This window comes from Mesorhizobium sp. M1428, assembly GCF_040317515.1.
Classification (GTDB): domain Bacteria; phylum Pseudomonadota; class Alphaproteobacteria; order Rhizobiales; family Rhizobiaceae; genus Mesorhizobium.
This window is the reverse complement of sequence record NZ_JAMYKT010000026.1, coordinates 45,427-58,438: the sequence shown is the minus strand read 5'-3', so window position 1 is coordinate 58,438 and position 13,012 is coordinate 45,427. Positions and strand designations below refer to the sequence as shown.

General features: G+C 62.4%; 11 protein-coding genes. 10 read left to right on the top strand and 1 reads right to left on the bottom strand.

From position 1 onward, the window contains the following. Positions 1 to 12 precede the first annotated feature (12 nt). Positions 13 to 1,941, bottom strand: a complete 1,929-nt coding sequence (locus tag NKG60_RS26460) for an adenylate/guanylate cyclase domain-containing protein (protein ID WP_352975977.1) — start codon at positions 1,939 to 1,941, stop codon at positions 13 to 15. A 384-nt stretch (positions 1,942 to 2,325) separates the two neighbouring features. Between NKG60_RS26460 and NKG60_RS26455 the strand changes: the two genes are divergently transcribed. From NKG60_RS26455 to trbJ, 10 genes are all read left to right on the top strand, one after another. Then, positions 2,326 to 2,610 carry a type II toxin-antitoxin system RelE/ParE family toxin gene (locus tag NKG60_RS26455; protein WP_352567233.1) on the top strand — a complete coding sequence of 95 codons (285 nt, stop codon included), beginning with the start codon at positions 2,326 to 2,328 and terminating at the stop codon, positions 2,608 to 2,610. Between the two features lie 10 nt (positions 2,611 to 2,620). Next, the gene (locus NKG60_RS26450; RefSeq protein WP_352567235.1) at positions 2,621 to 2,935 is read left to right on the top strand and encodes a HigA family addiction module antitoxin; all 315 of its coding nucleotides are present in this window, start codon (positions 2,621 to 2,623) and stop codon (positions 2,933 to 2,935) included. A gap of 928 nt (positions 2,936 to 3,863) precedes the next feature. Next, a complete protein-coding gene (locus NKG60_RS26445) occupies positions 3,864 to 5,051 on the top strand; it encodes an IS3 family transposase (protein WP_352975974.1) in 1,188 nt (395 codons plus the stop codon). Between the two features lie 651 nt (positions 5,052 to 5,702). Then, positions 5,703 to 7,730 carry a conjugal transfer protein TraG gene (locus tag NKG60_RS26440; RefSeq protein WP_352901948.1) on the top strand — a complete coding sequence of 676 codons (2,028 nt, stop codon included), beginning with the start codon at positions 5,703 to 5,705 and terminating at the stop codon, positions 7,728 to 7,730. 120 nt (positions 7,731 to 7,850) lie between these two features. Beyond that, positions 7,851 to 8,264 (top strand): CopG family transcriptional regulator, encoded by a 414-nt coding sequence (locus tag NKG60_RS26435; RefSeq protein WP_352458763.1) that lies wholly within the window; start codon positions 7,851 to 7,853, stop codon positions 8,262 to 8,264. Further along, positions 8,261 to 9,229 (top strand): P-type conjugative transfer ATPase TrbB, encoded by a 969-nt coding sequence (gene trbB, locus NKG60_RS26430; protein WP_352772400.1) that lies wholly within the window; start codon positions 8,261 to 8,263, stop codon positions 9,227 to 9,229. Before NKG60_RS26435 ends, trbB begins: the two co-directional genes overlap by 4 nt. 11 nt (positions 9,230 to 9,240) lie before the next feature. Then, positions 9,241 to 9,549, top strand: a complete 309-nt coding sequence (locus NKG60_RS26425; protein WP_023680310.1) for a TrbC/VirB2 family type IV secretion system protein — start codon at positions 9,241 to 9,243, stop codon at positions 9,547 to 9,549. After that, positions 9,549 to 9,821 (top strand): VirB3 family type IV secretion system protein, encoded by a 273-nt coding sequence (locus NKG60_RS26420; RefSeq protein ID WP_023680309.1) that lies wholly within the window; start codon positions 9,549 to 9,551, stop codon positions 9,819 to 9,821. The genes NKG60_RS26425 and NKG60_RS26420 overlap by 1 nt, the downstream gene beginning before the upstream one ends. Further along, complete coding sequence (trbE, locus tag NKG60_RS26415; RefSeq protein WP_352975972.1) at positions 9,815 to 12,265, top strand: conjugal transfer protein TrbE; 2,451 nt, start codon at positions 9,815 to 9,817, stop codon at positions 12,263 to 12,265. The genes NKG60_RS26420 and trbE overlap by 7 nt, the downstream gene beginning before the upstream one ends. Beyond that, positions 12,262 to 12,987: a P-type conjugative transfer protein TrbJ gene (gene trbJ, locus NKG60_RS26410; RefSeq protein WP_352975969.1), complete on the top strand. Its 726-nt coding sequence runs from the start codon at positions 12,262 to 12,264 to the stop codon at positions 12,985 to 12,987. The genes trbE and trbJ overlap by 4 nt, the downstream gene beginning before the upstream one ends. Positions 12,988 to 13,012 lie beyond the last annotated feature (25 nt).

The following is a 13,012-nucleotide window of genomic DNA, read 5'->3' as shown; positions in this document are numbered from 1 at the left end:
GTGGCATGTCCCTTAGCCTGCTTGAGCGCGGTGAACGTTCAGACGGGGCGATTCTGACGACGCGACTTTGCCAAGCTGGAAGACTTCCGTCGCCTCGCCGCGGCCGCGCAGCCGGTGTTTGCCCGCCGGGATCCTTTCGAACCTTTCGTCGAGCCGCGACGCAGTCTCGCCGGAAATGGCGATTGCGGCGATGGCGCCCGGTTCGAGCTGCTTGCCGAGGTCCTGCAGTCGCTGGCTGACGTTCACGGTGTCGCCGACGATCGTATAGTTCACGCGGTCGGATGCGCCAATGTTGCCGACAATGACAGAGCCCGTGTGGATGCCGATGCGGACATGAAGCGGAGGCCGGCCTTCGCTGGCCGCTTCCATATTGTCCTTCTCCAGCTCCTCGCGGATCGCCGCGGCGGCGCGGACGGCCGCGGCGGCATGGCCCTCCAGCCGATCCGGCGCGCCGAAGAACGCCAGCATGCCGTCGCCCAGGAACTTGTCGACAGTACCGCCATGTGCATCGACCGCGCCGCACAAGATCGCGAAGTGGTGGTTCAGCAGCCTGGCCGCGGCGGCGGCTTCCATCTGCTCCGACAGCGTGGTGAAGCCGGCGATGTCGGTGAACATCACAGTGACAACCGCTTCGCGCGGTTCGGCGATGCCGATCTCTCCGGTGCGCACCAGCTTGGCCACCAGCGAGCGCGGAATATAGGTCGAAAATGCACGCAAACCGATCAGCATGGCATTGAACGCCGAAGCCTGATTGTCCAACTCCAGCACTCTGCTGCGCGGCAGGGGGGCGACACCGTCGAGATCGAAATCGGCGACGCGCGTGGCCTGGCCGGCAATCGCCTGGATCGGGCGCGCCAGGCGCCTGCCGAGAAGAATCGCGACGATGACCGCCACCGCCATCGCGACAAGTCCAAGCATAGCCGATCCTATGACACGCTCGATCTCGTCGCTGATCTGGCTGGTCTCGAAATACGCGCCGAGCGTCCAGGGCTCGTCGCCATAGCCTGCGATCTTGCGGGTGATGGCGATATAGGTGGTGTCGCCGCTCCACTCTGACGCATTGTCCACGCTTGGGTCGATCTCGGCGATTTCTATGTCGCGGGCGTGTCGCGTATCGAACTCCCGCTCTACCTTGCGCGCGCTATATGCGGCCAATACCGGATCGCCATACGTGGCCAGCGGCGTCAGCGGGAGGACGCCATTCTTCAGAGCGTCGGGATCGGCCAGCCTTTGGTCGGCGACCACGCGATCTTCGCCATCAAGAATGAAGGCATGCGTGCCAAATCGCGATGACAATTTCCGCGTGATACCGGACAGTTTCTGCAATTCGACCGCCGCGATAACCCAGGCCTGTGTCACGCCATCACGTACCAGCGGCACGGAGACATGTGCGTACAGGCCGAACTCGTTGGCCACGAACGCCCCCCACTGCCGGCCGCCGACCTGTCGGCGTTGCTCGAGGGCGGCGCGGACTTGGGGCGACTTCTCGGGCTCGGCCGGAAAATGCTCGATCGCGCCCGTTGCAACGTTGTTTTCAACGGAGCGCGCGGCTCCGCGGCAGACCAGATCGGGGGTGCAGATTAGGGTCGCCTCGATCCCTGAAGCGGCAGCCAGAGCACCGGCAACAGCTGCGGACATCGCCTTGTCGTCGATCTGGAACTCGCCCTGGGCATACAACTGCGCGATGCCGTCCACCGCGTTCTCGGCGTCTCCCATCTCTGCGCGCAGCGAGTCCTCCATCGCGTCGATGAGGAGTGTCGACTGGGCGCCGAGCAAGTCGAACGTGTTGCGAAAATTGGCACCGACCGACAATGCGAGCACGCCGCCGACCGACAGGAATACGAGACTGCCGAAACTCAACGCCATGATGACTGCAATGGGGATGCGCCGCCGCTTCTTTTCGGGGCGGGCCAGACGCACTGGTTGTGCGGACGCGCTCATGTAGCCAATGTCGCAATGCGCCACCGAATTGCAAGCCTGGTGACGGCTTTAAAGAGAGGCGCGTCCCCAATGCACGAGCCTCCTTACTTCGGCGCCTAACGTATCAACCGAATGTCCACTGGGGAAAATGTTCTCAATTTCTGCTCATGTAACGCGACCGCGAGTTCCAGAGTCGCCGGCTATGTCAGCTTCCAGGCGGTGGCAATGCTGACCGCCACAGCCGAAGCGTCGGCGCGAAGCCGATATCCCGTGTCTCGGAAGTAGGGCGGCAACGGTCAGAACTTCCAGTTCAGGCTATGCGGCCCTGATTTCATAATGTTGACCTACGGGATCGAGGAAATTTACTCTTCACGTAAATCGTCAAAACGAGGTATTCCTGACGCTATGATTCTAAGCTACCGCGACAAACGGACCGAAGGCTTTGGCAATGGCACGTTCGTCCGGGAGTTTCAGGGATTCGACAGGCAGGCTTGGACGCGCCTTGAAATTCTGGACGCCGCGACCGGCGTCGGGGACTTGCGGGCTTTGCCCAGCCATCGTCTTGAGGCCCTGAGGGGCGACCGGAGCGGCCAATTCAGCATCCGCATCAACATGCAATGGCGGATTTGCTTCGAATGGCCCAAGGACGCTACCGGCCCGTCAAACGTGGAAATAGTCGATTACCATTAGGAGATGACTCATGTCCCGATCTGCCATCCATCCCGGCGAAATTCTCGCCGACGAGCTTCAGGAGCTTGGCGTTTCGCCGACCGAGCTTTCGCGCCTTATCAACGTCCCGCCCAATCGGGTGACGCAGATAATCCATGGTCGGCGCCGCGTCACCGGCGACACCGCCCTTCGGCTTGGTCACTGGTTTGGCAGCAGCGCCCAGTTCTGGCTCAATCTCCAGAGTGCCTATGACATCCGCGTCGCGGAAGAGAAGGCCGGCAGGGAAATCGCCAAGCTGCCGGTGCGGCGTGAAACCGCCGGCCTTAGCACGCCGCAGAACGTGTAGGGCCGCCCGTGACTCTCATCAAATCCAAGAAACGTGTTGCCGATCACGGGGAGGTTTTCACGCCCCCGTGGCCACTCGAAAAATGGTCGATCTCGTCAAAGGCGAGACCGAGCGCATCGACTCCCGCTTCCTGGAGCCCGCGTGCGGAAGCGGAAATTTTCTTGTCCCCATCCTACAAGCTGGCCGCCGTGGGGATGAAATTCGGGAAGTCCGGTTTTGAGAAGCGTCACTACGCGTGCTCACGTTGATGTGTGCCTACGGGATCGAGTTGTCCAGGGTCGGCCCATGCTCACCAGTTGGCCGACCATTCGGCGTTTGAACGCAGCGATGAAAGGATCGTGACGCCAATATTTTCCGCCCCCCAGCCTTTTGAGAAACAGGCAAAACTGGCCGATAAACCGGCAACTCCTCAAGTCGCGAAGGCCCCATAAAAAAGGTCGTCGAAACGCACGATCTGAAAGGAGACCGTGCTGAACCCTGCCATTGTCGCGATTTGAGGAGCGGTCAGCCAATTGCCGCTTTCCAATACTTCTCTTCTCGCCTCGGCCGCCATCCGCGCTTCTATGTGCATGTGTTGCGGAGGCAGTACCTGAGGGACCAGGGCCTCGATTATCGTGCTTATGGCTTCGCGCTGGCGACTATCAGGATCGTACAGACCAGAGGCGCAATACTGACGAGCGTGTCCGCGAGGCCGCGCACAGCAGGTTCACTTCCATGTTCGTCCGCTACCGCTATGACCAGCTCCGCAGTTAGGCGATCAAGTCGGTCACCAAACCCTTTCGGCCTTCCAGCGAGGACGCCAAATCCCGACAGTTCAATAGTCTCATGGATAGGGGCCATGATATCGCGCTCGTGGGGTGAGTGTGACCTTGCCCCTCTGATCTAATCCGGTTTGAAGTTCGTTCTGGCCCATCGAGAGGACCAGGACATGAAACGTAGCCGCTTCTCTGAAGAGCAGATCATCGGAATTTTGAAGGAACATGAGGCCGGGGTGTCGGTTGCCGATCTGTGCCGCAAGCACGGGGTCAGCGACGCCTCGATCGACAACTGGAAGGCCCGCTTCGGCGGGATGGATGTCTCCGAGGCTCGGCGACTGAAGGCGCTGGAGGACGAGAACACGCGGCTGAAGCGGCTTCTGGCCGACGCCATGCTCGACAATGCCGCGTTGAAGGAGTGTGGGAAAGAAATGGTGACGCCCGCGGCCAAGCGGAAAGCTGTCGCTCGCCTGAAGGAAGGCTTCGGGATGAGCGAACGGCGGGCGTGTAAAGCCATCGGCTGTTGCCGCATGACGGTTCGCTACGAGACCAGCAGGCCGGACGACCGCGAGGTTCGCGAGCGGATGAAGGCGATCGCGCAGGAGCGTCGCCGGTTCGGCTACCGGCGTCTTCTCGTGATGCTGAGGCGGGAGGGCCTGGTCGTGAACCACAAGAAGCTGTTCCGGCTCTACCGGGAGGAGAAGCTCGCCGTTCGCCGCCGTGGCGGCCGCAAGCGGGCGATCGGGACCAGGGCGCCGATGCTGGTGCCGCTGAGGCCCGACGAGCGCTGGTCGCTCGACTTCGTATCGGACCAGCTCACCGACGGGCGCCGCTTCCGCATCCTGGCCGTCGTCGACGACTGCACGAGAGAGTGCCTGGCACTCATCGTTGATACGTCTCTCTCGGGCATGCGGGTTGCCCGCGAATTGGACCGGCTCATCACCGAGCGGGGCCGGCCGAGGATGATCGTCAGCGACAATGGCAGCGAGTTCACCTCGAACGCCATCCTCGCCTGGGCGGATCAGAACCGCGTCGAATGGCATTACATTGCGCCCGGCAAGCCGATGCAGAATGGCTTCATCGAGAGCTTCAACGGCCGACTGCGCGATGAACTGCTCAACGAGACGCTGTTTACCTCGCTGGCTCAGGCACGCGTCGCCATCGCCCTGTGGCGCGCCGACTACAACACCGCGCGGCCGCACTCCCAAATCGCCTGGCAGACACCGGCCGAGTTCGCCACCACCTTCAATCCGCGACGGTCGCTCGCGCTGCGCTATGCCAAAGGCTCCGCGCCAGCGCCCGTCGCTTCACCCGCCCAGCAGGGCACAACCCACGCCGGAAACGAACTCAAAACTGGATAGAAACTGGGGGCAACGTCAGTCCCCCTCATTCAGCTAGGCCTCTATCAGTGCCGCTTCCCGGTGAGCGAAGACGCTTCTGTACCCGGCGGTTATCGTTTTTGTGCTGGGCCAACTTCGCCGGATCGCGTCTACTGCGATCACCACCACCACATTGTGACCGCCGTGGACCCTCGTCGAGCCCGTTCGGGGGGTCTTCACCTCGCTCAACGACGCGCCGCGTAAGCCTGGCTGGCGGCGGCCTCCCGGCCAGGCGCTATGCGCTCCAAGGCCGCCTTGGCTACGACCTTTCCGTCGGCTCGGTCTGGCCCATCCTCCCTTATGCCGTCTTCGCCGATGTATCCCCCGTCGCCCGATTGAGAACGACGACTTCTCGCCGAGCCCTTCAGCTCGCTACTCGCACAAACGCGTCGGCTCCAAAGGTTTGTCTGTCAGCACATCTTCAATGTGCCCGCGCCTGAAGCCCCAACATCTTCTGCGACCAAACCGCGTACCTGGCACCGCCGATCGGTTGCTGCGGCGGATTTTCGCTGTTCGCAGCTGAACAATGCCTATCAACCTTGTCATCGCACCTAGTCGCATGTAGCGGCCGTTTGAATTCTCATCGCTCGGCGCGATGTTTGGTCCGTCTGGCCAGAAGAGCGGAGCAAGCCATTGACACCCACGAAGTTGCTGATTGGGCAGATCGCTGTCGTATTCGCAATTGTCATTCTTGGCGTGTGGACTGCAACCCAATGGTGCGCCCACATGCTCTCCTATCAGCCGTCACTCGGCCCACCATGGTTTGTGACAGTCGGCTGGCCGATCTACCAGCCGTGGAAGCTGTTCGAATGGTGGTTCCAATTTGACGCCTATGCGCCTGAGGTCTTTGACAAGGCTGGCATACTTGCCGGAGCCAGTGGGTTCCTGGGCTGTGCCGCCGCGATAGCTGGGTCCCTCTGGCGCGCACGGCAGCGGGGGTTGGTCACCACCTATGGGTCCTCACGATGGGCCATGAAGCTGGAAATCGAGAAGGCGGGGCTGTTTCAGCCGGCCGGCGTTTTCCTTGGCGGACTGAATTATCGCTATCTGCGCCATGACGGACCGGAACACGTCATGGCCTTTGCGCCGACACGTTCGGGCAAGGGCGTCGGACTCGTTGTTCCAACCCTTCTTTCCTGGACCGGCTCGGCCGTCATTCACGACATCAAAGGCGAGAACTGGCAGCTGACCTCTGGCTGGAGGTCGAAGTTCTCGCACTGTCTCTTGTTCAATCCGACCGATCCGAGATCGGCGCGGTACAACCCGCTGCTGGAAGTGCGCAAAGGTCCAGATGAGGTCCGCGACGTTCAGAACATCGCCGACATTCTCGTCGATCCGGAAGGCGCGCTGGAACGGCGGAACCATTGGGAGAAGACCAGTCATTCACTTCTAGTTGGCGCCATCTTGCACGTGCTCTACGCCGAAGAGGAAAAGACACTCGCCCGTGTCGCCACCTTCCTGTCGGACCCGCAACGCTCATTCGCTGCGACACTGCAGCGGATGATGACCACCAACCACCTCGGCACGGTGGACAAGCCCCAGGTCCATCCGGTCGTAGCCTCGGCGGCTCGTGAGGTGCTGAACAAGTCAGAGAACGAGCGCTCAGGCGTTCTCTCGACCGCCATGTCGTTTCTCGGGCTCTATCGTGATCCAACGGTGGCCGCGGCAACATCGGCCTGCGACTGGCGCATTGCCGACCTTGTGGATGCCGAGCGACCGATGTCGCTGTATCTGGTCGTGCCGCCGTCGGATATCTCGCGCACTAAGCCCCTGGTGCGATTGGTGCTCAATCAAATCGGCCGGCGGCTGACCGAGCGCCTGGAGGGCGATCCAAAGAAGAGCCGCAAGCATCAGCTCCTGATGATGCTGGATGAATTTCCGGCGCTCGGTCGGCTCGACTTCTTCGAGACTGCGCTCGCCTTCATGGCAGGCTACGGCATCCGCGCTTATCTGATAGCGCAATCGTTGAACCAAATCTCCAAGGCCTATGGCGAGAACAACGCCATTCTCGACAATTGCCATGTGCGGATTGCCTTTTCCTCAAATGACGAGCGCACGGCCAAACGCATCTCGGACGCGCTCGGTACCGCGACGGAACTCAGATCGATGCGTAACTATGCCGGCCATCGGTTGGCGCCCTGGTTGTCCCACGTCATGGTAAGCCGCCAAGAGACCGCTCGCCCCCTGCTGACGCCGGGTGAGGTGATGCAGTTGCCGCAGGCTGACGAACTAATCCTGGTTTCGGGATTGCCGCCGATTCGCGCCAAGAAGTTGCGTTATTACCAGGATCCGAATTTCACGGAGCGAGTGCTGCCTTCGCCGGTGCTGCGCGACGGTGCCTACGCGGATCGGCCCACGTCGCGCCCGGACGATTGGAGCGGACAGGTGCGCGGCGTGGATCGGAGTCTTGCTGGCGACGACGACAGTGCCGGCGCGGCAATCGAAGACGGAGGTGTCCAGCAGCAGCGCCATCCGGGCCTGCCCGAAGAACGGACCCTCGTCGCCCAGGAGCCTGATCATGGCGATCTGTTCACGCCCGCAGACGATGACTGCGAGACGCTCGCCGACAAGCGCGTCATGGATCGGATTTCCACCGCAGCACGTGCGTACGGCCTCAATGAGGGAATGGGCGACGACAAGGACATCGTGCCCGGCTTCTGAACGGCGCGCCATACGCGGGCGCATCTCAGCGTAGATAACGGCCGTAAGCGATTTCGAGGATCTCGACGATGCTCGTTCCCGTCGCCGGTGCATCAGCGCCGGTCAGAGGGAACAAGCAGCATGAAGCCCCACCGCATTCGTCACCAGTTTTTGCTTGGACCCGAGTTGAGCGAGAAGCTGGAGAACCTCAGCCGCAATCCATCGACCACCAAATCGGCCATTGTGGCGCACGCGGTCGAGGCCTTTATCGAGCGGCGTGGGGAGAATGAACTCGACCACCGCTACGGCAAGAGGCTCGACCGTCTTTCCCGTGACCTCGGACATGTCAGGCGCGATGTCGAGATGATCCTGGAGAGCCTGGCGCTCTTCATCCGCTTTTCGATCACGCTTCATGCTCACACGCCGGTGCCGGACAAGGCGACGCAAGCGATTGCCCAGGAGCGCTTCGAGAAGTTCGTCGAACAAGTCGGCCGCCAAATCGCTTCCGGGAAACGGTCACTTGGCACCGACGATCGCAGGGGAGGGGAAGGATGAGTTCTCATCCGGAAGCCGACCATCGCCGCCGCGCCATGCTGCGCACCGCCATGGGTCCGGCGATCACCGAAGCCCTTGCCGATCCGACCGTCATCGAGGTGATGGTCAATCCCGACGGTGCGCTGCGGCTCGACCGGTTGGGTGAAGGCCGGGTCGACATCGGCGTGCACATGCATCCTTCTGAGGCCGAACGCATCATCCGCCTGGTCGCCTCCCACGTGCGCGCCGAGGCGCATGCGGACAATCCGATTGTCAGCGCCGAATTGCCATCGGGCGAGCGCTTCGAGGGTCTGCTGCCGCCTGTCGTGCTGGGGCCATGCTTCGCCATCCGAAAGCCTGCGGCGAAACTCTACACGTTGGCCGACTATGTCGCCGACCGGGTCATGCTGCCGCTGCAGGCCGATGCGCTGAAGAAGGCGGTCCGCGAGCGGCGCAACATCCTGGTCGCCGGCGGCACGTCGTCGGGCAAGACAACACTTGCCAATGCGCTGCTGGCACAAGCCGCCGATTGCGACGAGCGGGTGATCCTGATCGAGGACACGCGCGAACTGCAATGCGCGGCGAAGGATTGCGTTGCCTTGAGGACGAGGCGGGGGTCGGTCACGCTCGCCGATCTCGTGCGCTCGACCCTGCGGCTCAGACCCGACCGCATCATCGTGGGCGAAGTCAGGGGCGCGGAAGCCCTGGACATGCTGAAGGCATGGAACACCGGGCATCCCGGCGGCATCGCAACGGTTCACGCCAATTCGGCGCGCTCCGCTCTCTACCGTATCGAGCAGCTCGCCCAGGAAGCCGTCGTCACCGTTCCCCGCCGCCTCATCGCTGATGCGGTAGATCTGATCGTCTTCATCGCTGGGCGCGGATCCTCGCGCCGCATTGACGCGATCGCTGAGGTCACCGGTCTCGACAGCAGCGGTGATTACGCCGTTACCCCGCTCACGCTTCCGCAACTCCAGCAGTTTTGAAAGGTCACCTCATGCTCAAGAAGCTTCGCTTCCTTTCGTCCACCGCGCTCGCGTTTCTTCTCACCGTCCCGGCCCACGCAGCGGGCTCCGGCATGCCTTGGGAACAGCCGCTGCAGCAGATCCTTGAGTCGGTCCAGGGACCGGTCGCCAAGATCGTCGCGGTGATCATCATCATCACCACCGGCCTGACCCTTGCTTTCGGCGACACGGCAGGCGGTTTTCGCCGGCTGATCCAGATTGTCTTCGGCCTGTCGATCGCCTTCGCGGCATCGAGCTTCTTTCTCTCCTTCTTCTCCTTCGGCGGCGGGGCACTCGTCTGATGGCCACCGGAGAGCAGCATATCGAGGGTTTCGAAGTCCCCGTTCACAGGGCATTGACTGAGCCGATCCTGCTGGGCGGCGCGCCGCGAGCGGTGGCGATCCTCAACGGCACGGTGGCCGCGGCAATAGGCCTTGGCCTGCAGCAGTGGATCGCCGGACTGGCGCTCTGGATCGCCGGCCACACCCTCGCGGTCTTTGCCGCTCGCCGCGATCCGGACTTCGCCAGCGTGCTTGTCCGTCATCTTCGCCTGAAGGGGTGGCTTGCATGCTGAACCTTTCGGAGTATCGCGGCAAAGCCGATCGGCTTGCCGATCATCTGCCCTGGGCCGCTTTGGTCGCGCCCGGCATCGTGCTCAATAAAGACAGTAGCTTCCAGCGAACCTTCCGGTTCCGTGGCCCCGACCTTGAAAGCGCGACCGAAGCCGAGTTGGTCGGCATCTGCGCACGAGCTAACAATGCGCTACGAAGGTTGGGCTCCGGATGGGGGTTGTTTTTCGAGGCCGAGCGCGTTGAAGCGCTGGGCTATCCGAGCTCGGCTTTTCCCGATGCTGCCTCATGGCTGGTCGATGAGGAACGGCGCGCGGCCTTCGAGGGCAAGGTCGCGCACTTCGAGAGTCGCTATCATCTGACCTTGGTCTTCATGCCGGCGCCAGATGGCCAGGCGCGGGCGGAAAGCGCACTGGTCGACTCGCATCACTCGGGAGGGGCTAGAGACTGGCGCCAGGAGCTGGCGTGGTTTCGCGACGAGACCGACCGCGTCCTGGATTTGCTGTCCGGCTTCATGCCGGAAGTGCGCGCCCTCGATGATGCCGAGACGCTAACCTATCTGCACGGCACAATCTCGACCTACCGCCATCCGGTCGCCATGCCGGAAACGCCAATGTATCTCGACGGTGTTCTGGTTGACGCGCCGCTTACCGGCGGCCTGGAGCCGATGCTGGGTGAGCAGCATCTGTGCACCCTCACCGTTCTTGGTTTCCCGAACGTCACCCGGCCAGGGATCCTCGACGCGCTCAACCATCAGGATTTCGCCTACCGCTGGATGACGCGCTTCATCCCGCTCGACAAGCCGGAAGCCACAAAGACACTGACCCGGTTGCGCCGTCAGTGGTTTGCCAAGCGCAAATCGGTCGCAGCTATCCTGCGCGAGGTCGTGACCAACGAACCCGTCCCTCTCGTCGATAGTGACGCCGACAACAAGGCGCTCGATGCGGATGCCGCCCTTCAGGCATTGGGCGGCGATCACGTCGGCTTCGGCTATCTCACCACAACGGTGACGGTATGGGACCAGGACCGGCAGGCCGCCGCGGAAAAGCTCCGAGCGGTTGAGCGCATAGTCAATGGGCTCGGCTTCACCACGATCCGTGAAAGCATCAACGCGGTCGAGGCGTGGCTCGGCTCGTTGCCCGGTCATGTCTACGCTAACGTTCGCCAGCCGCTCGTTCACACGCTGAATCTTGCCCATGTCATGCCGCTGTCGTCGGCGTGGGCCGGTCCGGTGGACAACGAGCATCTCGCCAACGTGACTGGGACCGAATCCCCGCCGCTTCTCTTCGCAGAGACCAACGGGTCGACACCGTTTCGGCTTTCCACCCACGTCGGCGATGTCGGCCACATGCTGGTCGTTGGGCCGACCGGTGCCGGCAAGTCGGTTCTGCTCGCGCTAGTCGCTCTGCAGTTTCGACGCTATGCCGGGGCGCAGGTCTATGTCTTCGACAAGGGCAATTCGGCTCGTGCGGCAACACTGGCCATGGGCGGAGAACACCACGCGCTGGGCGCGGATGGTGCGCTTGCCTTCCAGCCACTGAGCAATATCGGCGACCAGACTACTCGCAGCTGGGCGGCGGAATGGATCGCCGGCCTCGTTGCCCATGAGAATGTCAGCGTTACGCCGGAGGTAAAGGAGGCGATCTGGTCGGCACTCATCAGCCTTGCGACTGCGCCGGTGCAGGAACGCACGCTGACGGGCCTGTCGGTTCTGCTTCAGTCCAATGGGCTCAAGGCCGCGTTGATGCCCTACACGCTCGACGGTCCCTTCGGCCGGCTGCTCGATGCCGATGAAGATCGGCTGGCTTTGTCGGATGTGCAGTGTTTCGAGACCGAAGAGCTGATGCACAGCCAAGGCGCTGTGCTCCCGGTGCTCACCTATCTGTTCCATCGTCTCGAGGAGCGGTTCGACGGACGGCCGACGCTGCTGATGCTCGACGAGGCGTGGGTCTATCTCGACAACCCTCTCTTTGCCGCCCGCATCCGCGAATGGCTGAAGGTGCTGCGAAAGAAGAACGTCTCCGTCATTTTCGCCACGCAGTCACTTGCAGACATCGCTGCCTCGTCGATCGCGCCGGCAATCATCGAGAGCTGCCCACAGCGCATTTTTCTTCCCAATGACCGTGCCGTGGAACCGCAGGTGCGGGCAGCCTATGAGTGCTTCGGCCTGAACGAGCGGCAAATCGAATTGGTCGCCCGTGCCACACCGAAGCGCCAGTATTATCTGCAGTCGCGCCGCGGCAACCGCCTCTTCGAGCTCGGGCTCGGCCCGATCGCTCTTGCGCTCTGCGGCGCCTCTGATCCGGCCACGCAGACCCTGATCGACAAGGTGCTGTCAGAGCACGGACAGGAGGGCTTTGCCGCCCGGTTTCTGATTGCGCGCGGCCTCGATTGGGCTGCCGAGCTTCTCCAGCAATTCCCTCAACCAGACAAGGAGCAATCGTCATGATGCGGCGCCGCCTTCTCACCAGCCTGATCACCGTTTCCCTGATCGCAAAACCAATGGCCGACTACGTCCAGCCGGCCCACTCCCTGATCGTGTTCGATCCGTCGAATTATGCGCAGAACGTGCTGACAGCGGCACGTTCCCTGGAGCAGATAAACAACCAGATCCAGTCGCTTCAGAACCAGGCGACGATGCTGCAGAACATGGCGCGGCACCTTCAGCGCCTGGATTTTTCTTCCGTGGGCCAGCTCACAGGTTCGCTCCAACGGATCGACGGCCTGATGACCCAGGCCAGCGGCCTGAGCTTCGATCTCGACAAGCTTCAGAACCAGTGGCGTGTGCAATATCCGGAAAGCTACGACGCCACAATCGAGGTCAGCGATGTGGCGAGCGCCGCGCGCGAGCGCTGGCAAAACGCCATGCAGGCGTTCCGCCAAACCATGAGCGCGCAGTCGCAGATCGTGGAGAACGTGCGGGCCGACGGCGACCTGCTCACCGATCTCGTCAACCGCAGTCAGGGCGCGGCAGGTGCCCTTGAGGCAAGCCAGGCCACCAATCAGCTGATCGCGCTTTCGACCAAGCAGCAGATGCAGATCCAGACGCTGCTCGCGACCCAGTTCCGTGCTGAAGCCGAAGATGCTGCCCGCAAGGCGCAGTCCGAGGAAGCCGCCCGCGAGACGACGAAGCGTTTCCTGGGCACCGGTACGGCCTATCCCGGCAACTGATCAGCAGTTCTTCAAGACAACGAGG

What these genes read in the sequence shown, in the direction of transcription:
- trbE (WP_352975972.1), top strand. Translation starts at nt 9,815, where the DNA reads ATGCTGAACCTTTCGGAGTATCGCGGCAAAGCCGATCGGCTTGCCGAT.
- trbB (WP_352772400.1), top strand. Translation starts at nt 8,261, where the DNA reads ATGAGTTCTCATCCGGAAGCCGACCATCGCCGCCGCGCCATGCTGCGC.
- NKG60_RS26450 (WP_352567235.1), top strand. Translation starts at nt 2,621, where the DNA reads ATGTCCCGATCTGCCATCCATCCCGGCGAAATTCTCGCCGACGAGCTT.
- NKG60_RS26435 (WP_352458763.1), top strand. Translation starts at nt 7,851, where the DNA reads ATGAAGCCCCACCGCATTCGTCACCAGTTTTTGCTTGGACCCGAGTTG.
- NKG60_RS26460 (WP_352975977.1), bottom strand. Translation starts at nt 1,941, where the DNA reads ATGAGCGCGTCCGCACAACCAGTGCGTCTGGCCCGCCCCGAAAAGAAG.
- NKG60_RS26420 (WP_023680309.1), top strand. Translation starts at nt 9,549, where the DNA reads ATGGCCACCGGAGAGCAGCATATCGAGGGTTTCGAAGTCCCCGTTCAC.
- NKG60_RS26425 (WP_023680310.1), top strand. Translation starts at nt 9,241, where the DNA reads ATGCTCAAGAAGCTTCGCTTCCTTTCGTCCACCGCGCTCGCGTTTCTT.
- trbJ (WP_352975969.1), top strand. Translation starts at nt 12,262, where the DNA reads ATGATGCGGCGCCGCCTTCTCACCAGCCTGATCACCGTTTCCCTGATC.
- NKG60_RS26455 (WP_352567233.1), top strand. Translation starts at nt 2,326, where the DNA reads ATGATTCTAAGCTACCGCGACAAACGGACCGAAGGCTTTGGCAATGGC.
- NKG60_RS26445 (WP_352975974.1), top strand. Translation starts at nt 3,864, where the DNA reads ATGAAACGTAGCCGCTTCTCTGAAGAGCAGATCATCGGAATTTTGAAG.